Below are 20,512 nucleotides of genomic sequence, written 5' to 3' on the forward strand. Positions count from 1 at the left end.
CCGGAGTTGGCCGGGGGCATACTGCCTGGACGGGGCGACGGGGAGGGGGCTCGACCGATGGTGCAACAGGATCCGCCCGGGGGAGACGAGGCCAAGCTGCTGCCGGACCTGTTCTGGACGGCGGACAAGGCCTCGCTGGACGGACAGCGCGAGACGCTCCGGTGGTACCGCGGGCTGATCGCGATGCTGGTGATCGCCGCCGTGATCGGCTCGTTCCCGGGCCCGGACAAGGCGGGCGACGGCGACATCGCGCCGCTCTTCTCGGTGGTGGCCTTCCTGGTCGCCGGCTACTTCTGGTCCCGGCTGCGCCGCAGCAACCCGCAGGGCCGCTGGTACGAGGCCAGGGCCGCGGCCGAGTCGGTGAAGACGCTCGCCTGGAAGTACTCGGTGCGCGCCCGCCCGTTCGACGGCGAGGCGGACTCGCCCGACGTGGACCGCGGCTACCTGCTGCAGCTCGAAGACGTGATGCGGGCCTTCGAGGACCCGGAGATCGTGCCGCCCGGCACCGTCCCCGAGATCACCCCCGAGATGCGGCTGGCCAGGGCCGGCTCGCTGACCGCCCGGCGGACGCTCTACCTGCGCACCCGGGTCGAGAGTCAGCGCACCTGGTACCGCTCCCGGGCCGAGGCGTGCGAGTCGCAGGCCGTGTCGTGGGGGCTCGGCATCGCGGTGCTGATCATCATCGGCGCGGCGGCGGCCATCGCGCAGGCGACCGGCGCGCTGCAGGTGCACGTCTTCGGCGCCAGCTCCGCCGCGGCCGCGTCGATCATCGCCTGGACGCAGCTCAAGCAGCTCCGCCCGCTGGCCGCCGCCTACCAGCTGGCCGCCCGCGAGCTGGAGAACGTCGGCAACCAGCTGTCCGACCTCGACCCCCGGGCGCCGGACGCGGAGACCCGCTGGGCCCGCCTGGCCGCCGAGGCCGAGGACGCGGTCTCCCGCGAGCACACCACCTGGCGGGCCCGCCGGGCCTTTCCCCGCTAACCCGACGGAGGCGAACGCGGGAGGTCAACTCCGGGGAGGGGCTGGGGAGATCCCGCGAAGCGTGCGCCATGCCGGGGCCACAGGTGTGCAGGGTGCGTGAGGGTCGGGCGGGGACGGGCCGACCGTAATCATTACGTGTCCATGCCCTGGTTTCATCGCCTCCGCGCGCGACCCCCAGTCCCCGTCGGAGGCCCCCTTGCGCATTCTCCTGATCGCCAGTGCGTTCAACAGCCTGACCCAGCGCGTCCACACCGAACTGCGCGGGCGCGGCCACCAGGTCGCCGTCCAGCTCGCCCTCGGCGACGAACAGGTGCGGGCCGCGGTGGACCGGACCGATCCCGAGCTGATCGTCTGCCCGATGCTCACCAAGGCCGTCCCGGAGGACGTCTGGCGTGCCCGGACCGTCCTCATCGTGCACCCCGGCCCCAAGGGCGACCGCGGCCCGTCCTCGCTGGACTGGGCGATCACCGAGGGCGCCGAGCGCTGGGGCGTCACCGTCCTGCAGGCCGTCGGGGAGATGGACGCGGGCGACATCTGGGCGTCGGTCGAGTTCACCGTCCCCGCGTGCGGCAAGAGCGAGCTGTACCGCAACGAGGTGGCCGACGCCGCCGTCGAGGCCGTCCTGCTGGCCGTCCAGCGTCACGAGGGCGGGCTGTTCACCCCCGAACCGCTCGACTACGACCGGCCCGACGTGCGCGGCCGGCTGCGCCCGTTCCTGCGGCAGGACGCGCGCCGGATCGACTGGTCCGCCGACGACACCGCCACCGTGCTCCGCAAGCTCCGCGCCGCCGACTCCCAGCCCGGCGTGCTCGACGAGCTGTACGGCCGCGATTTCTTCCTGCACGGCGGCCACCCCGAGGACGAGCTGCGCGGCCCCGTGCCCGGCGAGGTGCTCGCGACCCGCGACGGCGCGATCTGCCGGGCCACCGTGGACGGCGCGGTGTGGATCCCGCAGCTGCGCCCGCGCCGCACCCCGGGCGGGCCCGCCACCTTCAAGCTGCCCGCCGCGACGGTGCTCGCCGACGAGCTGCACCGCGTCCGCGAGGTGCCGGTGACCCCGGCCGAGGCGGCCCGCCGCGACACCTGGTCGGAGCTGCGCTACCACGAGGACGGCGACGTCGGCTTCCTCGAATTCGCCCACACCGGCGGGGCGATGAGCACCGAGCAGTGCCGCCGCCTGCTCACCGCCTACCGCGCGGCCGCCGACCGGCCCACCTCGGTGCTGGTGCTCGGCGCGGCCCGGGACTTCTACTCCAACGGCATCCACCTCAACGTCATCGAGGGCGCGTCCTTCCCGGCGCTGGAGTCGTGGGAGAACATCAACGCGATGGACGACCTGGTCACGGCGATCCTCACCACGACCGACAAGCTGACCGTCTCGGCGCTCGCCGGGAACGCCGCCGCGGGCGGGCTGATGCTGGCGATCGCCGCCGACGAGGTGTGGTGCCGCGAGTCGGCGGTGCTCAACCCGCACTACCGGCTGATGGGCCTGTACGGCTCCGAGTACTGGACGTACACCCTGCCGCGCCGGGTCGGCGCCGAGTGGGCGGAGCGGCTGACCACCGAGGCGCTGCCGGTCGGGGCCGAGCAGGCCCGCCGGATCGGCCTGGTGGACCGCACGGAGGGCGGGGACGCGGCCGGTTTCCGCCGCTGGACGGTCCGTGAGGCGGCCCGCCTCGCCGCCTCGCCGGAGCTCACCGCGCGGCTGGTCGACAAGAAGCGCCGGCTGGCCGCGGACGACGAGGAGCGCCCGCTCGCCGACTGCCGGGCGGAGGAGCTCCGGCGCATGCACGCCAACTTCTACCGCGCGGGCGAGCCGTACCACGGGCTGCGGCGGGACTTCGTCCGCAAGGTGTGCCCGGTGGCCACGCCGGAGCACCTGACCGGGCTGCTCGGCGGGCCCGAGTAGCGGGACGCGAAAGCGGAGGCCGGGCCCGGTGGGTTCGGGCCCGGCCTCCGCCGTGCGTGCGCTGAGTGTCGGCGAGCACTCAGAGCCGGCGAGCGCTCAGCGCCGGCGTGCGGCCAGTGGTGCGGCGTGGCCGACGACGACGGGCTGGGTGACGCTCTTGCTCGGCGACACCGCGAAGGCGAGCGCGCCGAAGAACACGTAGCAGCCGAGCCCGACCCCGAGCGGGAAGATGAACTCCAGCGCCATCACGCCGCCCTGGGTGTTCTGCGAGAAGTCGAGTTCGACGGAGAGCGCCGACATGCCCGTGTAGTGCATCGCGCACACGGCGACGCCCATCACCGGCGCCGCCGCCAGGACGGCCAGCGTGCCGCGGATGTTCAGCGCGGCCCAGAGCGCGGCCGTCGCCGCGAACACCGCGATGCCGATGGACAGCCCGACCGTCGTGCGGTCGTAGTGCACGTGCCCGGGCAGGACCATCGCGGCCATGCCGAGGTAGTGCATCGCCGCGACCCCGAGGCCCGTGGTCAGGCCGCCGGCGAGCAGCGACAGCACCGGGCGCCTGCTGTACCCGACGGTGAACAGGCCGACGCCGACGACGACGATCGCGACCACGAGGCTGAGCACCGTCGGCCCGGGCCGGTAGGTGATGTCGACGCCGCTGACGGAGAAGCCGAGCATCGCGATGAAGTGCATGGACCAGATTCCGGCGCCGAGCGAAGTGGCGGCGAAGAGCAGCCAGTTGACCCGGGTGCGGCCCTGGGAGACGAGCGCCCAGCGGGCGCTGCGCAGGGCGACGAACGAGCCGAGGCAGGCGACGAAGTACGAGACCGCCGGTGTTATCCAGCCGTGGTCGGCATGGTGGATCTCACCCAATGACAGCTCCCTGGACGGATGAGGGGGGAAGAGGGCGCCAGGGCTCGGGCGGACGCGGGACTGCCGGGAGGAACGGGACGGCCGGTGGGGCGCGTGGGAAGGCGTGCGCAGTGGGCACGGACGGGGTCCGCCGGGGGGAGACCTGGCATGGTGCCCCTGACATGTGGTGCCCCTGACAACGGGGCCCTGACAACCGGGACAGTAACCACTGCCCGGCGGCCGCACAAGGTTCGGCGTTTTCGTGAAGTCCCAGGTCAGCGTGGGCCTTTACGGGGCCTGCATGATCTTGGCACCAATCCCTGACACCCTCTGCGCAGGTCCGCCGGGCCCGTTCGTGGGTTAGTCCAGGGGGGCTAGCCCGAACGGGTGGCCGGCTGGGTCGATCAGCACCTTGAGCGTGCGGCCGTGCTGGTACGTCGGCTCGGTGGCGCCGAGCTCCAGGGCCCGGCCGATGGCCTCGTCGAGGTCGTCGACGTAGAAGTCGAGGTGGAAGTGCTTGCCGCCGTCCGGTTCCGTCCAGGGCTCCGGGCGGTAGCCGGTGACCCGTCCGAAGGCCAGCGGGCTGCCGCCCTCGGGGTTGTCGAGGATCGCGAAGTGCTCGTCCGCGTGGCGGGTCTCCCAGCCGAGCAGTTCGCCGTAGAACCCGGCCAGCGCGACCGGGTCGGCGCAGTCGATGGTGACCAGGGCGAGCCGGGCGAAGCCGGTGCCGTTCGGGGCGGCCTGGTCGGCGGCGAGGTCGGACATGTCTGGTCGGCCCTTCTGGGAGTCGAGACCTATGTCCAATATGGCACCGGGGCGATCTTCCGGCGCGGCGGTGGACCGCGGGGAGGGTGGGGAGGGCGGTAACCAATTTTCGTTAGCGAGAGTAATGACGTAAGCTAACGACCATGCCCGAGATGTCCGAGCAGGACCTCGCAGCGGTCAACCAGCTGCGATCGTCCACGATGCGCCTCTCCCGCCGGCTCAAACACCAGCGGGTCGAGGAGTCGCTGAGCCCTACCGAGATGGGGGTGCTGGGCACCCTCGCCCGGTGCGGAAAGGCCACGCCGGGTGAGCTCGCCCGGAAGGAGCACGTGCAGCCCCCTTCGATGACCAGGATCGTCGCGATGCTGGAGGAGAAGGGGCTCGTGCGGCGCGAGCCGCACCCCGAGGACCGCCGCCAGGTGGTCGTCAGCAGCACCGAGCAGGCCGAGGCGATCCTGGCGGAGAGCCGCCGGCGTCGCAACGCCTGGCTTGCCGAGCTCGCCGAAGGGCTCGACGAGGAGGAATGGGCCGTCCTCCGGGAGGCCGCGCCCGTGCTCTACAAGCTCGCACACCTCTAGGCACGCCCAGTCCGACCTGCCAGTCGGAGAAGAAGGAGCACCGCATCACCGCAGGACCGACCACGAACACCAGGAGCGCGACGGCCGTTGTACGGGCCGTCGCGCCGCGAGGGGAGAACACCGTGACACCGCCGGCCGCAGCCGCCGCCGCCATCCGTACCGACGAGCCGACCACCGACCCCGCCGCGGCCACCGCCGCGGCCGCCGACAGCCAGGCACCCGCCCCCACGGGGCTGCCGGGCAACGGCGACGACGACCCCGACGAACGCACCGCGGCGGACGACCCCGCCGCTCCTGGCCGCAGCCACGCGGCCGCATCCCCGACCGGTGCCACCTTCACGCGGCCCCGGGGGATGTTCTCCTCACTGCGCGTTCGCAACTACCGCTACTACTTCGCCGGCCAGGTGGTGTCCAACACCGGTACCTGGATGCAGCGGATCGCCCAGGACTGGCTGGTGCTCAGCCTCACCGGCAGCCCGCTCGCCGTCGGCATCACCACCGCGATGCAGTTCCTGCCGATGCTGCTGCTGGGCCTGTTCGGCGGCGTCCTCGCCGACCGGATGCCCAAGCGCCGACTGCTGATCTACACCCAGGGCGCGATGGGCCTGCTCGCCGCGGGCCTCGCCGTGATGACCGTCGGCGGCATCGTGACGCCGTACTACGTGTACGCGTTCGCCCTGCTCCTCGGCCTGGTCACCGTGGTGGACAACCCCACCCGGCAGGCCTTCGTGTCCGAGATGGTCGGCCCGAAGGACCTCGCCAACGCGGTCAGCCTCAACGCCGCCAACTTCCAGACCGCGCGCCTGGTCGGCCCCGCCGTCGCGGGCCTGCTGATCGCCGCGGTCGGCAGCGGCTGGGCGTTCGCCGTCAACGCGCTGTCCTTCGCCGCCGTGATCGGCGGACTGCTCGCGATGCGGGAGAGCGAGCTGCGCCCGACCGAGCCGATCGCCCGCGAGAAGGGGCAGCTGCGCGAGGGACTGCGGTACGTGAAGGAGCGGCCCGAGCTGCTCTGGCCGATGGTGCTCGCCGGGTTCATCGGCACCTTCGGCTTCAACTTCCCGACGCTGCTGGCCGGTTTCGCGCACGACACCTTCAAGGTGGGCGCCGGGCAGTACGGCCTGCTGAACACCGCGATGGCGGTCGGCTCGCTGGCCGGAGCGCTGCTCGCGGCCCGCCGGGGCGCGCCGCGCCTGCGCCGGCTGGTGGCGGCGGCGCTGGGCTTCGGCGCGCTGGAGGTCGTGGCCGCGTTCGCGCCCGACTACTGGACCTTCGCGGCGCTGCTGACGCTGATCGGGGTGTTCGGGCTGAGCTTCAACACCTCGGTCAACTCGATGCTGCAGCTGGCCACCGACCCCGAGATGCGGGGCCGGGTGATGGGCCTGCTGGTGCTGGTCTTCACCGGCGGCACGCCGATCGGCGCGCCGATCGTGGGCTGGGTCACCGCCTCGTACGGGCCCCGGCTCGGGTTGCTGGCCTGCGGGCTGGTGTCCGCGCTGGCGGCCGGTGCGGTGGGCCTGGTGCTCGCCCGCAGCGCGGACCTGAAGGTGCGCTTCGACCTGCACCCGGGCCGCGGCGGCCGGGTGGTGGCCGTCGTGCCGCGGACCCGTGCCACCTCCAAGTCCCAGCTGGCTCCGGCCTGCTGACGAATCGTCAGGCCTCGGGTGCGGCGACGCCCCCGAGGCCTGAGGTGTACCCGGACGCTGTCCCTAGAGCCGGATCTCCAGGACCTGGCCGACCCACACGCCGTTCGGCTGCTCGACCTCGAAGGACTCGGTCTCGGTGAAGCCGAGGGCCCGGTACTGGCCGACGAGCTTGCGGTCGTTGCCGCCGTAGCAGTCCACCCGGAGCAGGCCGATGCCGCGCCGGCGGGTCTCGTCGAGCGCGTCGGCGATCAGCGCGGCGCCGATGCCCGAGCCCTTGCGCGTACGGTCGGTCACCAGGTTGCGGACGTACAGCTCGCGCTCGTCCACGGCGGGGATGTACTGCCCCCGCTCCTCGGACAGGACGCACGCGCCGACGGTGCGGCCCTCGTCGTCCACGGCCAGGCGCATCAGGAACGGCTCGCGGCCGTACTTCTCGACGTGCTCCACCCGGGCCGGGAGGGTGGAGAAGGGCTGGTCGCCCCACTGGCCGGTGCGGCCCTGGCCGGCCAGCCAGGCCACGGCGTCGTCGAGCAGGGCGAGCAGGTCGGGCACGTCTTCGGGGCCCCCGTTGCGGATCTTCATGGAGAAAGTTCTAGTGCAGACGACGGCTCGGCGGAAGGGCGGAAGATAAGACCATGAGATTGTTCGTGGCGGTGCTCCCGCCGGTCGAGGCGTTGCAGGGGCTCTCCGACGCGGTGGCGCCGGTGCGCGGGCTGCCCGGGGCGGACCGGCTGCGCTGGACCACGGTCGACGGCTGGCACCTGACGCTGGCCTTCCTCGGGCAGGTGCCGGAGGACCGGTTGCCGGAGCTGGAGACGGCCCTGGCCGCCGTCGCCGAGGCCCACCCGGCGCACCGGCTGCGGCTCGCGGGTGCGGGCCGGTTCGGCGACCGGGTGCTCTGGGCGGGGGTCGAGGGGCAGGCCTGGGCGCTGCGCAGGCTCGCCGAGGCCGTGAACGAGGCCACCGCGGACGTCACCGGCGAGGTGGACGCGTTCGCCTTCCATCCGCACCTCACGCTCGCCCGGGCCGGTTCGTCGCGCGGGCACCGGAGGGCCGTCCAGCGGGTCGCGGCGGCCGAGCTGGAGGGACTGGCCGCCGCGCTGGCCGACTACCGGGGGCCGGAGTGGGAGGCCGCCGAACTGCGCCTGATGAAGAGCGACCTGGACGGCGGCTTCGCGCACTACGAGACCGTCCGCGCCTGGCCGTTGGCGCGCTGGGCGGTCGACTGATCACGGCCAGGCGCGCATCGCGACGGCCGCGACCTGCTCCAGCTCCGCCCGGCTCGCGCCGTCGCGGGCGCGCAGCGTCATGCCGTGGACGACGGTCGCGATGAACTGCGCCAGCGCGGCCGGGTCGGTGCCGGCCGGCTCCAGGCCGGCGGCGACGTCGGCGCGGATCCGGGACTCCAGGTCGCGCACGTTGGCCTCGCGCTGCTCGCGGACGGCCTGCACGACGTCGGGCGAGGTGCAGTTGACCGTCGAGCCGACCAGCAGGCAGCCCCAGGGGTGGGCCGGGTCGGTGAGCACGGCGGCGGCTTCGCGCAGCATCCGGTCGACGCCGGCCCTGGTGGTCGGCTCCTCCGCGAAGGCGCGCGCCGTGTGGATGCCGTACGTCTCCTGGTAGCGGGCCACGACCTCGGCGAAGAGCGTCCGCTTGTCGCCGAAGGCCGCGTACAGGCTCGGCGGGCGGATGCCCATGGCGGCGGTGAGGTCGGCGACCGAGGTGGCCTCGTAGCCGCGCTCCCAGAAGAGCCGCAGGGCCTGTTCGAGGGCGGCCTCGCGGTCGAAGGAGCGGGGGCGCCCGCGCGTCGTGCTGGTCATGGCCAGATTTTATATCGAGCGCTACAGAAGCCGTGCTACGGTTCCATTCATTAGCGATCACTACAGAAACAGATCGCTGCAGGAGTCGACCGGAGTGAGGGGGCGTGGCCATGGGCGCGCTGGCAGGGAAGACGGCACTGGTGACGGGTGGCAGCCGGGGCATCGGGCGGGGCATCGCCGAGCGGCTCGGCCGGGACGGCGCGCTGGTCGCCGTGCACTACGGCCGCAACGGGAAGGCCGCCGAGGAGGTCGTGCGGACGATCGAGGCGGCGGGCGGACGGGCCTTCGCCATCGGCGCCGAGCTGGGCGTGCCCGGCGACGCCGACGCGCTGTGGGCGGCCTTCGACCAGGGGCTGGCGGCGTACGGCGCCGAGCACGGGGCCGGCCACGGCGGGGGAGCCGAGGGGCTGGACGTCCTGGTCAACAACGCGGGCATGGGCCTGTTCGGGAGGGTCCACGAGCTGGCCGAGACGGGCTACGACGAGGTGTTCGCGGTGAACGCCAAGGCGCCGTTCTTCGTCGTCCAGCGAGGCCTGGAGCGCCTGCGGGACGGCGGGCGGATCGTCAACGTCTCGTCCGCCGTGACCCGGGTGGCCTTCCCGTCGGCCATCGCCTACGCGATGACCAAGGGCGCGCTGGAGACCTTCACCCTGGCCCTGGCCGAGGAGCTCGGGCCGCGCGGGATCACCGTGAACGCGGTGCGGCCCGGCGTCGTCCCGACCGACGTCAACCCGTGGCTGGAGGACCCGGCGGCGCGGGAGCGGACGGCCGGGCAGTCGGTGCTCAAGCGGGTCGCCGAGGTGTCGGACATCGCCGACATCGTGGCCTTCCTGGCCTCCGCCGACTCCCGGTGGGTCACCGGCCAGAACATCGACGCCACCGGCGGGGCCGGACTCGGCGTCTAGCCGGGGGTGAGCCGGAGGTACGCTCGTTGACCGTGGATCCCAAGACTCGCATGCGCATCGTGACCGGCACCCTGGTGCTCCTGCTGGTCGTCGTCCTGGTCGGCTCGCTGGTCAACCGGTAGCGGCGGCACCCCGGCGGGCCTCCCGCCGGGGGCAGTCCGGCGGCACTCCGGCGGCACCCTTGCAACACTCCGGCAGCAGCCACGCGGCAATGACGAGAGGGCCACCGCACGCGTGCGGTGGCCCTCTCGTCGTCGGTGTGCCGGGTGCTAGAGCGCCTCGACCACGTAGTCGATGCACTGCGTGAGCGCCTCGACGTCCGCCGGGTCGATCGCCGGGAACATCGCGATGCGCAGCTGGTTGCGGCCGAGCTTGCGGTACGGCTCGGTGTCCACGATGCCGTTGGCACGCAGTGCCTTGGCGACCGCGGCGGCGTCCACCGACTCGTCGAAGTCGATCGTGCCGACCACCTGCGAGCGCTCGGCCGGGTTGGCGACGAACGGGGTCGCGTAGGACGACTTCTCGGCCCAGCCGTACAGCCGGGACGAGGAATCAGCCGTACGGGCGACGGCCCAGTCGAGCCCGCCGTTGCCGTTCAGCCACTCCAGCTGGTCGGCCAGCAGGAACAGGGTGGAGAGCGACGGGGTGTTGTACGTCTGGTCCTTCGACGAGTTGTCGATGGCCGTCGGCAGCGAGAAGAACGGCGGGATGTAGCGGCCGGAGGCGGCGATCTCGGCGGCGCGCTCCAGGGCGGCCGGGGAGAAGGTGGCCAGCCACAGGCCGCCCTCGGAGGCGAAGGACTTCTGCGGGGCGAAGTAGTAGACGTCGGTCTCGGTGATGTCCACCGGCAGGCCGCCGGCGCCCGAGGTGGCGTCCACCAGCACCAGCGAGCCCTCGTCCGCGCCCGCCGGGCGCGCGATCGGCATCGCGACACCGGTCGAGGTCTCGTTGTGGGTGAGGCCGTAGACGTCCACGCCGGCCTCGGCGACCGGCAGCGGGTGGGTGCCCGGGGCGGTCTTGATCACGCTCGGCTCGCCCAGCCACGGCGCGGCCTTGACCGAGGAGGCGAACTTCGAGGAGAACTCGCCGAAGTCCAGGTGCTGGGACTTCTCCCGCACCAGGCCGAAGGCGGCGATGTCCCAGAAGGCGGTGGAGCCGCCGTTGCCGAGCACCACCTCGTAGCCCTCGGGCAGCGAGAACAGGCTGCTCACGCCCTCGCGCACGCGCTTGACCAGGTTCTTCACCGGGGCCTGGCGGTGGGAGGTGCCGAGCAGGGAGGTCTGGGTGGCGGCGAGGGCACTCAGGGCCTCGGGGCGCACCTTGGACGGTCCGCAGCCGAAACGGCCGTCTGCGGGCTTGATGTCAGCGGGGATCTGGATCTGAGCCACGCGCCGCAGCCTACCGGCCGGGGCACGGGCGGGGATACGGTCGTCCGCGTCCTGAGACTGTGATCTCGACTGCTCCCGGACAAGCCGAAGCGGGTCCGGCCGGGGCCGGACCCGCTGGTCAGGGACGGTGCGTCAGGGGGACGCCGGGGGCGTCCGCCTGACGTCAGTGGACGATGGCGTCCCAGCCCTCGATCTCCTCGGGGCGACGCGCGCCGGGGCCGATGTAGCGCGCGGAGGGGCGCACGAGCCGGCCCGTGCGCTTCTGCTCCAGGATGTGCGCCGACCAGCCGGCCGTGCGCGCGCACGTGAACATCGAGGTGAACATGTGCGCCGGGACCTCGGCGAAGTCCAGCATGATGGCGGCCCAGAACTCGACGTTGGTGGCGAGGACGCGGTCCGGGCGGCGGTTGTGCAGCTCCTCCAGCGCGGCCTTCTCCAGCGCCTCGGCGACCTCGAAGCGCGGCGCGCCGAGCTCCTTGGCGGTGCGGCGCAGCACGCGGGCGCGCGGGTCCTCGGCGCGGTAGACGCGGTGGCCGAAGCCCATCAGGCGCTCGCCCTTGTCCAGCGCGTTCTTGACCCACGTGACCGCGTCGCCGGTGCGCTCGATCTCCTCGATCATGCCGAGCACGCGGGAGGGCGCACCGCCGTGCAGCGGGCCGGACATCGCGCCGACCGCGCCGGACAGCGCGGCGGCGACGTCGGCGCCGGTGGAGGCGATGACGCGGGCGGTGAAGGTGGAGGCGTTCATGCCGTGCTCGGCGGCCGAGGTCCAGTACGCGTCGACGGCCTTGACGTGCTTCGGGTCCGGCTCGCCGCGCCAGCGGATCATGAACCGCTCGACGACCGTCTCGGCCTTGTCGATCTCACTCTGCGGGACCATCGGCAGGCCCTGGCCGCGGGCCGACTGGGCGACGTAGGACAGGGCCATGACGGCGGCGCGGGCGAGGTCGTCGCGGGCCTGCTCGGCGGAGATGTCGAGCAGCGGCTTGAGGCCCCAGACCGGGGCGAGCATGGCGAGCGCGGACTGGACGTCGACCCGGATGTCGCCGGAGTGCACCGGGATCGGGAAGGGCTCGGCGGCCGGCAGGCCGGGGTTGAACTTGCCGTCCACCAGCAGGCCCCACACGTGGCCGAAGGAGACCTTGCCGACCAGGTCGTCGATGTCCACACCGCGGTATCGGAGGGCGCCGCCCTCGCGGTCGGGCTCCGCGATCTCGCTCTCGAACGCGACGACTCCCTCAAGCCCGGGTACGAAGTCGGACATGCGACGGCTCCTTCAGTTCTGCGATCGGCGCTCCGCCGTGGTGGGGCGGGCACGCCAGTGACCGAATGGTGGTTGGCACTCGGTGCCAGAGTGGCAGGCACGGGGTGCATTGCGCCATACACCACCGTGGTGATGTTTCCCGCGGGCCCGCTTGACTTTTCCGCCGAGGGTCGGTCGTGCCCGGGAAATCTCCGGAACCGAAAGCCGTGTTCCGGACAATTCACCGTACGACGGGCGGCCAAGCGGTGGCGAGTCACCTTATCTCCCACCGGGGTTTGTCTCGAGGTAGCGGTGCCGGTTGCTTGTCGTACGGGATGATGTTGGCGTGCAGACCCCGGAACGCGCCCAGTCGACGCCCCTGAGCCCCGCCACCCGGAACCTGGCCGACGAGGCCCGGCCCGGTCCGGACCTCACGGTGATGCGCAAGCACTACACCCACGAGGGCCTGGTCGAGGAGCAGCTCGCGCCCGACCCGCTCGGCCAGTTCACCCGCTGGTTCCACGAGGCGGACGACGCCGGCGTGATCGAGCCCAACGCCATGGTGCTCTCCACCGCCGACGCCCAGGGGCGGCCCAACTCGCGCACCGTCCTGCTCAAGGGCTACGACGCGCGCGGCTTCGTTTTCTATACCAACTACGGCTCCACCAAGGGCTCGGAGCTCTCGGCGAACCCGCACGCGGCCCTGCTCTTCCCGTGGATCGCGCTGGCCCGCCAGGTCATCGTCCAGGGCCGGGTCGAGAAGGTCGGCCGGGACGAGACCGCCGCCTACTTCCGCACCCGCCCGCACGGCTCCCAGCTCGGCGCCTGGGCCAGCGAGCAGTCCAGCCCGGTCGCCGGCCGCGAGGTCCTCGAACGGCGCTACGCCGAACTGGAACGCCGCTACCCCGAGGGCGAGGGCGTGCCCGTCCCGCCGTTCTGGGGCGGCTACCGGGTGGTCCCGGAGAGCGTCGAGTTCTGGCAGGGCCGCGAGAACCGCCTCCACGACCGCCTCCGCTACCTCGCCGACCCCGCCGCCCCCACCGGCTGGCGCGTCGAACGCCTCTGCCCCTGACGGCGGGGCGGGGGCGCGGCGGCACAGTTGACCTGACGGTCCGTCATGATCAAGGTGCGGCGTAGTAGCATTCTGCCCGCGCGGACCTGGGTCGGATCCCACCGGGGCACCAGCCCGCCGTGCCGACACGATCGAGTGAGGGACTGATGGGCGTCACCGGTGCGGAAACCGCCGCTGGACTCGGCTCTGACCTGGTCGACGTCGCCGCCCTGCCGCTCGACGAACTCGACGCGCTGCCCGACACCGTCCTCGGCGACCTGCTGCGCCGGGTGGTCGCGGACGCGCTGACCCCCGGCGCGGAACCGCTCGCGGCGTTCCAGTCGGCGCTCGGCCGGTAGCGAGGGCGGTAGCGGGACCGGCCGGGGCGTGCGCCCCACCACCGGGTAAACCCCCCGGAGCCTCCGAGTTCGCCAACTTCCCCGCGCGGCCGGTGGAGTTCACGACATGCTGGGTATGAAACCAGCGCCGTCGCGACACCGTCGGGCCTCGGGGGACAGAGTGCTGCAGCCTTACTTCTTCTTCAGCTACGCCCGTGTGGACTTCGAGGCGGAGGACGCCTTCGTCGACCAGTTCTTCAACGACCTGAGAGACGAGCTCGGGCGCATCGAACCCGCCGCGCGGGCCGAGGAGCTGGCGTACCGCGACACCGAGCAACTGCGCGTCGGCGACGACTGGGCCGAGCAGCTCGCCACCATGCTGGGCCGCAGCCGCACGATGGTCGCGCTCTACTCGCCCGCCTACTTCGCCAGCCTCTACTGCGGCAAGGAGTGGACCGCCTTCCGCGGCCGCGTCCGGCGCCACCACGAGGACACCGGCGAGCTCATCCCGGCGCTGGTCCCGGTGCTCTGGGAACCGGTCGTCCCGGGCGAGTTGGCCGCCGAGGTCACCAAGATCCAGTGGGCCCAGCCGGACATGGGCGAGGCCTACGCGCGGTACGGCCTGCGCGCGCTGCTGCGCACCGGGCCGCAGGGCGACGCCTACCGGCAGGTCGTCAAGGTCGTCGCCGAGCGCGTCCGCGACGCGGCCGCGCGCCGCCTCACCGAGCTCGCCGACTTCGACCTCAACGCGGTGCGCGGCTACTTCCCCGGCCCGCAGCCGGTGGAGCCCACGGCCGCCGCGGGCATGGTCCGGCTGTTCATCGCGGCCGGCCGGGCCTCGGAGGCCGCCGCCGAGGGCGGCTCCCACGCCGGCGGCTGGTACGGGGCCAAGCCCTGGCACTGGGCGCCGTACCACCCGCCCACGACGCCGTCCCTCGCGGTGCGCGCCCAGCGGGTGATCACCGCCGCCGGACACACCACCACCCTGGAGGAGGTCGGCACGGGCCTCGGCGAGAAGCTCGACCAGGCCCGCGAGGACAGCCAGGTCAGCGTCCTGCTGGTGGACCCCTGGGTGGCCGGGCACGACCGCTACCGCACCGCACTGCGCGAGTACGACGACCAGAACCACCCCGTCACCGGCGTGATGGTCCCGATGGGCAGCGCCGACCCGGAGGGGGAGCGCGACGCGCTCTGGGCCGGCGTGCGCGGCGTGTTCCGCCGCAACTGGCTGCGCCGGAGCGACCCGGAGCACCTCTTCCGCGTCAAGGTGAACCGGGAGAACTTCGACTCCGACCTCACCATCATGGTGACGGTCGCTCAGAACAAGCTCATGGACGACAACCTGGACTGGGGGGACGATGACGGTGGCGCATTCGGCTTCGGCCCCGGCGGCACCGGCGAACGGGCGATCCCCGGGCTGGCCATCCCGTTCGGTCCGCAGCCGGCCCCGGAGACCCCGCCACGGGAACCGGGGCGGTGGCCCAACCCGCCCGACGTGCCGAACCCGCGCGACCACCACGACGACGCAGCGCCCCTGAGGGGAGACCAGGACGATGATCACTGAGCCCGGAACAGAGCCGGCCCGCGGCGGACCGGGATCGGTCGTCACGTTCTACTCCTTCAAGGGCGGCACCGGCCGCACCATGGCCCTCGCCAACGTCGGCTGGATCCTCGCCAGCCGCGGCCTGCGCGTCCTCGTCGTCGACTGGGACCTGGAGGCGCCCGGCCTCCACCGCTACTACCATCCGCTGCTGGTCGACCCCGAACTCCACTCCACCGAGGGCCTGATCGACCTGCTGCGCTCCTACGTCAAACAGGCGTTGCCCTCCGCCGTCGGACCGACCGGCCTGCCCCCGGCCGCCTGGCTCGACGAACCGGGCCGGCTGGACGCCTACGTCTGCGGCCTCGCCCTCGACCTGCCGGCCGGCGGACGGCTCGACTTCCTCCCGGCCGGCCGGCAGAACGCCGCCTACGCCGCCGCCGTCACCAGCTTCAACTGGCGCAGCTTCTACCACGGGCGGGACATCCGCGGCGGCGAGTTCCTGCGCGAGCTGCGCGAACGCTGGTCCCGTACGTACGACTACGTGCTCATCGACAGCCGCACCGGCGTCAGCGACACCTCCGGCATCTGCACCGTCCTGATGCCCGACTCCGTCGTCGACTGCTTCACCTTCAGCGCCCAGAACATCCGCGGCGGCGTCGACGCCGCCCGGGCCATCGCCGAGGCCGAGGAACGGGCCATCCGCGTCCTGCCGGTGCCGATGCGGGTCGAGGACGCCGAGCAGGAGCGCCTCGAAGCCGGCCGCGACTTCGCCCGCGAGGCCTTCGCGCCCTACCTGGGCCGCTGGCTGCCCGCCGAACGCCGGGCCGGCTACTGGGCCGACGTCGAGGTCCCGTACAAGCCGTTCTACGCCTACGAGGAGGTGCCCGCCACCGTCGCCGACCGGCCGCAGGAGGCCCGCAGCCTGCTCAACGCCTTCGAACGGCTGGCCGGCTGGATCACCGACGGCAGGGTCCGCACCCTGCGCCCGCTCGGCTCCGAGACCCGCCGCCGCCTCTACGGCGCCTACCTGCGCTCCGCCCGCGCCGTGCCCCGGCAGGTCTTCGTCAGCTACGCGCCCGAGGACCGGATGTGGGCCGAGTGGGCGGCCGGCACCCTCACCCGCTTCGGCTATCAGTCCTCCCTGCACAACGCCGCCGAGCCGTACACCGGCGGCCGCCCGCCCGAGGTCGCCGGGCCGCTCGACGGCCAGGGCCGGCTGCTCGCGCTGCTCTCGCCCGAGTACACCGCGCTGCCCCGCGCCGCCGAGGTCTGGCAACTGCTCCAGGGCCGCGAACTTGCCTCCGGCTCCCCGGCCCTCGTCGCCCTGCGGCTGCAGGACTCCGACGAGCCGGTGCCCCGCCCGTTCATCGGCCAGGCCGCGCCCGACCTCGTCCGCTCCTCCGCCGTCGCCGCCGAGTCCCAGCTCTACGGCGAGCTCGGCCCGCCGCCCGGCAGCGCCCGCCAGTCCGACTCCGACAGCGGCGAGTTCCTCGCCCCCGCGCGCTTCCCCGGCACCGCCCCGCAGGTCCAGGAGGCGCCCTCGCGCAACGCCTCCTTCATCGGCCGCGGCAAGCTCCTCGAACTGCTCCGCAACCGCTTCACCGGCGGCCCCGGCGCCGTGCTCAGCCAGGTCCTGTACGGCTTCGGCGGCGCCGGGAAGTCACAGATCGCCGCCGAGTACGCCCACCGCTTCAAGGCCGCCTACGACGTCGTCTGGTGGGTGCCCGCGGAGGAACCCGCCAACATCCCGCAGAAGCTCGCCGAACTCGCCCCGCGGCTCGGCGTGCCCACCAGCGACGACGTCGCGCACACCGCCGCCGCCGTCCTCGACGCGCTGCGCCGCGGCCAGCCCTACCGCCGCTGGCTGCTCGTCTTCGACAACGCCGGCACCCCCGAGGAACTCGCCCCCTGGCAGCCGGTCGGCTCCTCCGGCGGGCACGTCCTGATCACCTCCCGCAACCAGGGCTGGGCCCGGCACGCCGGCCTCGTCGAGGTCGACGTCTTCCTCCGCGAGGAGAGCATCCGGCTGCTGCGCCGCTTCAACAGCGGCCTCTCCCTGGAGGACGCCGACCAGGTCGCCCACCGCCTCGGCGACCTGCCGCTCGCCGTCGGCCAGGCCGCCGTCTGGCTGCAGGAGACGTCCATGCCGATCGCCACCTACCTCGAACTGCTCGACGAAGAGCTCACCGAGATGCTGGAGCGCACCGCCCTGCGCACCGCCGACTACCCGCACTCCGCCGCGGCCACCTGGCGCATCTCGGTCGAGGAACTGCGCCGGATGAACGCCCCGGCCGCCCAGATCCTGGAGATCTGCGCCTTCTTCGGCCCCGACGCCATCCCGATGCGGCTGCTCTACAGCCGCGCGGTCACCCGCGCCCTGCGGCTGCCCCCGCGCGCGCCCCGCGACAAGCTCGCGATCGGCGAATTCCTGCGCGCCATCAACCGGTTCGGGCTCGCCCGCACCGACCAGGGCAGCGAGACCATCACCGTGCACCGGCTCGTCCAGGCCGTGCTCCGGGACCAGGTCGAGGAGGAACGGCGGGCCGAACTGCGCGGCGTCGTCCACGCGGCGCTCGCCACCGCCAACCCCGGCGACCCCGACGTCCCCGCCAACTGGGCCGAGTACGCCGAACTCCTGCCGCACCTGTGGCCCTCCGGCGCCGTCGACAGCGCCGACGAGGACGTCCGGCAGTGGATCATCGACTCCGTCCGCTACCAGTGGAAGCGCAGCCTGCACGAGTCCGGCCGGGAACTCGCCGAGCGGACGCTCGAACACTGGAGCCGGGAGGGCTACGGCGGGCCCGGCTTCGACGTCGACAACGACGCCCAGACGCTCATGCTGCGCACCCAGCTCAGCAACATCCGGCGGTCCCAGGGCGCCCTCCAGGAGGCGTACGAGATGGACCGCGACATCCTGGACCGGTTCACCGCGACCCTCGGCCCCGAGCACTCGCACACCCTCGCCGTCGCCAACAGCCTCGGCGCCGACCTGCGCTTCCTCGGCCGCTACGACGAGGCCCGCACCCTCGACCGCCGCACCCTGGACGCGGCCCGGCGCACCCTCGGGCCCGACCACCCGCGCACGCTCATGATCACCAACAACCTCGCCGTCTCCGACTACCTGGCCGGCGACCGGCGGGCGGCGTTGGAGCGCCACCGCAGCAACTACCTCCAGCAGCGCGACGCCCTCGGCGCGCACAGCCTCTACGCGCTCTCGTCCGCCTCCAACTACGCGCGCGACCTGCGCGAGACCGGACGCCTGCGGGAGGCCCTCGACCTGCTGGAGGAGACCGTCCGGATCTACCAGCAGACCATCGGCGACGGCCACACCGACACCCTCCGCGCCCGCAAGAACCTCGCCGTGGCCCTGCGGCGGGCCGGCCGCTACAACGAGGCCCTGGAGATAGACGAGGACATCTACCAGCGCTACCTGGACATCAACGGCCCCGAGCACCCCGACACCCTCGCCGCCGCCACCAACCTGGCCAGCGACCTCAACGCCCTCGGCCTCACCGAGCGGGCCATCCCGCTCGCCGAGCGGGCCCTCGCGCGGTACCGCGACTACCTGGGCGAGAACCACCCGGTGACCCTGGCGGGCGCCAACAACCTGTCCGTCTACCTGCGGCTGGCCGGCCGCCTGGAGGAGGCGAAGGCGTTGTCCGGGCGGACCCTGGCGCAGTTCCGGACGGTCCTCGGGGACCACCACCTCTACATCCCGATCGCGATGATGAACCACGCGAACGACCTGGCGCTGGCCGGGGAGACGCAGGAGGCGCTGGCCCTGGAACTGGAGGCCGCGCCCCTCATGACCGCGACGCTCGGCCAGGACCACTACGACTCGATCGGCATCAACTCCAACCTCTCGCTGTCGCTCGCGACCGCGGGGCAGACCGAGCGGGCGGCCGAGCTGCGGGCGGACTGCATCCGCCGGGCCCGGGCGACGCTGGGGGAGGAGCACCCGACGACCGTGGCGGTGAAGGCGGGGCTGCGGCTCGACTCGGACGTGGAGCCGCCGCACGTGTGACGTGTCGTCAATGAATCGGTGCCCACTGCTGTCAGGGGGCTCGGCGGTGTGGCAGGGGGCATGGTCGTGCGGCAAGGGGATCGGCCGTGTGGCAAGGGGCTTGGCCGTGTGGCAGTGGGCTTGGCCGTGCGGCAGGGGGATCGGCCGTGTGGCAAGGGGCTCGGCCGGGCGGGGTTAGGCTCGCCGTATGGTGGCGTTCCGGCAGTTCCTGCTGAAGATCCACAGTCGGTGCAACCTGGCCTGCGACTACTGCTACGTCTACGAGGCCGCGGACCAGAGCTGGCGGGACCGGCCCCGGCGGATGGAGCTGCCGGTGGTCCGGCGCACCGCGCGCCGGATCGCCGAGCACGCGGCCGAGCACGGGCTCGACGAGGTCGTCGTGGTGCTGCACGGCGGGGAGCCGCTGCTCGTCGGTCCCCGTCATCTCGACGACCTGTTGGGGGAGTTGGCGGGAGCCGGGCCGCGGGTCCGGTTCAGCCTGCAGACCAACGGGCTCCGGCTGCTCGACGAGCCCGCGCTCCTGGACGTCCTGCACCGGTACCGCGTCGGCGTCGGGGTGTCACTGGACGGCACGCGCGCCGACCACGACCGGCACCGGCTGCTGCCCTCCGGCGCGGGCAGCTGGGAGCGGACCGCCGAAGCGGTGCGGCTGCTCGGCTCGCCCGAACACCGCTCGCTGTTCGCCGGATTGCTGTGCGTCGTCGACCTGGCGGCGGACCCGGTGGCCACCTACGAGGCCCTGCTGGAGTTCGCCCCGCCCCGGCTCGACCTGCTCCTGCCGCACGCGACCTGGCAGTCCCAGCCGGCGGGCGTGCGGCGCGTCCTGCCGTCCGCGCCCCCGGCCGGCGGGGAGGCGGCGCCGTACGGGGAGTGGCTGATCGCCGCCTTCGACCGGTGGTTCGACGCCCCCCGGCGGGAGACCGGCGTGCGGCTGTTCGAGGAGCTGGCCGTGCTGCTGCTCGGAGGGCGCGCGGCCAGCGAGGCTGTCGGGCTCGCGCCGGTGGACCTCGTGGTGATCGAGGCGGACGGCACGATCGAGCAGGCGGACAGTCTCAAGGCCGCGTACGACGGCGCCGCGGCGACGGGACTGGACGTGTGGCGGCACGGCTTCGCCGACGCTGCGGCGCATCCGGCCTTCTTGGCTCGCCAGCGTGGGGTGGACGGGCTCGGGCCGGTGTGTGTGGGGTGCCCGTTGGTCCGGGTGTGTGGGGGTGGGCTCTATGCGCATCGGTATGCGGGGGACGGGTTCGGGCATCCGTCTGTGTATTGCGCTGATTTGGATCGGTTGATTCGGCATGTGGTGGGGCGGTTGCGGGTGGAGGTGGGGGCCGCTGCGCGGGGCTTGGGGGGTCGTGGGCTTTCGGGTGGGTGGGGTTCGCCGGGGGTGGCTCCGGGGGTGGCCGCTCCGGGGGCTGGATGATTTTCCGACTGCCGACTCTGTGGGTGGGGTGTTCTCACCGTTGGCAGTCTGA

17 protein-coding genes are annotated in these 20,512 nt (G+C 73.0%); 11 read left to right on the top strand and 6 right to left on the bottom strand.

Annotated elements, in window-relative coordinates; translation table 11 throughout:
- Positions 1-57: 57 nt before the first annotated feature.
- Both ACFVSN_RS43750 and ACFVSN_RS43755 read left to right on the top strand, forming a co-directional pair.
- Positions 58-981, top strand: a complete 924-nt coding sequence (locus ACFVSN_RS43750) for a DUF4231 domain-containing protein (RefSeq protein WP_380502550.1) — start codon at positions 58-60, stop codon at positions 979-981.
- Between the two features lie 196 nt (positions 982-1,177).
- Positions 1,178-2,890 carry an enoyl-CoA hydratase-related protein gene (locus ACFVSN_RS43755; RefSeq protein WP_387959094.1) on the top strand — a complete coding sequence of 571 codons (1,713 nt, stop codon included), beginning with the start codon at positions 1,178-1,180 and terminating at the stop codon, positions 2,888-2,890.
- Between the two features lie 96 nt (positions 2,891-2,986).
- Here the strand turns inward: ACFVSN_RS43755 and ACFVSN_RS43760 are convergent, their stop codons facing one another.
- Together ACFVSN_RS43760 and ACFVSN_RS43765 are read right to left on the bottom strand one after the other, a co-directional pair.
- Positions 2,987-3,763 carry an MHYT domain-containing protein gene (locus tag ACFVSN_RS43760; protein WP_380435539.1) on the bottom strand — a complete coding sequence of 259 codons (777 nt, stop codon included), beginning with the start codon at positions 3,761-3,763 and terminating at the stop codon, positions 2,987-2,989.
- A gap of 339 nt (positions 3,764-4,102) precedes the next feature.
- A complete protein-coding gene (locus tag ACFVSN_RS43765) occupies positions 4,103-4,507 on the bottom strand; it encodes a VOC family protein (RefSeq protein WP_380435541.1) in 405 nt (134 codons plus the stop codon).
- Positions 4,508-4,650: 143 nt separating this feature from the next.
- Here ACFVSN_RS43765 and ACFVSN_RS43770 point away from each other — a divergent pair, with 143 nt between their 5' ends.
- Positions 4,651-5,085 carry a MarR family transcriptional regulator gene (locus ACFVSN_RS43770; protein WP_359967692.1) on the top strand — a complete coding sequence of 145 codons (435 nt, stop codon included), beginning with the start codon at positions 4,651-4,653 and terminating at the stop codon, positions 5,083-5,085.
- A 122-nt stretch (positions 5,086-5,207) separates the two neighbouring features.
- Positions 5,208-6,728 (top strand): MFS transporter, encoded by a 1,521-nt coding sequence (locus ACFVSN_RS43775; RefSeq protein WP_380498369.1) that lies wholly within the window; start codon positions 5,208-5,210, stop codon positions 6,726-6,728.
- 63 nt (positions 6,729-6,791) lie between these two features.
- Here the strand turns inward: ACFVSN_RS43775 and ACFVSN_RS43780 are convergent, their stop codons facing one another.
- The gene (locus ACFVSN_RS43780; protein WP_380502538.1) at positions 6,792-7,310 is read right to left on the bottom strand and encodes a GNAT family N-acetyltransferase; all 519 of its coding nucleotides are present in this window, start codon (positions 7,308-7,310) and stop codon (positions 6,792-6,794) included.
- Positions 7,311-7,363: 53 nt separating this feature from the next.
- Between ACFVSN_RS43780 and thpR the strand changes: the two genes are divergently transcribed.
- Entirely contained in the window at positions 7,364-7,957 is a 594-nt protein-coding gene (thpR, locus tag ACFVSN_RS43785) for an RNA 2',3'-cyclic phosphodiesterase (protein ID WP_380502535.1), read from the top strand.
- Here the strand turns inward: thpR and ACFVSN_RS43790 are convergent, their stop codons facing one another.
- A complete protein-coding gene (locus tag ACFVSN_RS43790) occupies positions 7,958-8,548 on the bottom strand; it encodes a TetR/AcrR family transcriptional regulator (protein WP_380498372.1) in 591 nt (196 codons plus the stop codon).
- Positions 8,549-8,658: 110 nt separating this feature from the next.
- Between ACFVSN_RS43790 and ACFVSN_RS43795 the strand changes: the two genes are divergently transcribed.
- A complete protein-coding gene (locus tag ACFVSN_RS43795; RefSeq protein WP_387959097.1) occupies positions 8,659-9,453 on the top strand; it encodes an SDR family oxidoreductase in 795 nt (264 codons plus the stop codon).
- A 269-nt stretch (positions 9,454-9,722) separates the two neighbouring features.
- Here ACFVSN_RS43795 and serC read toward each other — a convergent pair whose 3' ends face one another.
- Positions 9,723-10,841: a phosphoserine transaminase gene (gene serC, locus ACFVSN_RS43800; protein WP_380435553.1), complete on the bottom strand. Its 1,119-nt coding sequence runs from the start codon at positions 10,839-10,841 to the stop codon at positions 9,723-9,725.
- A gap of 163 nt (positions 10,842-11,004) precedes the next feature.
- Positions 11,005-12,105 (bottom strand): citrate synthase 2, encoded by a 1,101-nt coding sequence (locus ACFVSN_RS43805; RefSeq protein WP_380435555.1) that lies wholly within the window; start codon positions 12,103-12,105, stop codon positions 11,005-11,007.
- Positions 12,106-12,523: 418 nt separating this feature from the next.
- Between ACFVSN_RS43805 and pdxH the strand changes: the two genes are divergently transcribed.
- The 5 genes from pdxH (at position 12,524) to ACFVSN_RS43830 (ending at position 20,460) form a co-directional block, all read left to right on the top strand.
- The gene (gene pdxH / locus ACFVSN_RS43810) at positions 12,524-13,156 is read left to right on the top strand and encodes a pyridoxamine 5'-phosphate oxidase (RefSeq protein WP_380435760.1); all 633 of its coding nucleotides are present in this window, start codon (positions 12,524-12,526) and stop codon (positions 13,154-13,156) included.
- A 146-nt stretch (positions 13,157-13,302) separates the two neighbouring features.
- Positions 13,303-13,494 (top strand): FxSxx-COOH cyclophane-containing RiPP peptide, encoded by a 192-nt coding sequence (fxsA, locus tag ACFVSN_RS43815; RefSeq protein WP_359967709.1) that lies wholly within the window; start codon positions 13,303-13,305, stop codon positions 13,492-13,494.
- 160 nt (positions 13,495-13,654) lie between these two features.
- Positions 13,655-15,037 carry a TIR-like protein FxsC gene (locus tag ACFVSN_RS43820; protein ID WP_380435558.1) on the top strand — a complete coding sequence of 461 codons (1,383 nt, stop codon included), beginning with the start codon at positions 13,655-13,657 and terminating at the stop codon, positions 15,035-15,037.
- Complete coding sequence (gene fxsT, locus ACFVSN_RS43825; protein ID WP_380498376.1) at positions 15,027-19,040, top strand: FxSxx-COOH system tetratricopeptide repeat protein; 4,014 nt, start codon at positions 15,027-15,029, stop codon at positions 19,038-19,040. Before ACFVSN_RS43820 ends, fxsT begins: the two co-directional genes overlap by 11 nt.
- A gap of 187 nt (positions 19,041-19,227) precedes the next feature.
- The gene (locus ACFVSN_RS43830) at positions 19,228-20,460 is read left to right on the top strand and encodes an FxsB family cyclophane-forming radical SAM/SPASM peptide maturase (RefSeq protein WP_387959100.1); all 1,233 of its coding nucleotides are present in this window, start codon (positions 19,228-19,230) and stop codon (positions 20,458-20,460) included.
- Positions 20,461-20,512 lie beyond the last annotated feature (52 nt).

Origin of the sequence: Kitasatospora sp. NPDC057904 (assembly GCF_042887925.1) — a bacterium.
Taxonomy (GTDB): domain Bacteria; phylum Actinomycetota; class Actinomycetes; order Streptomycetales; family Streptomycetaceae; genus Kitasatospora.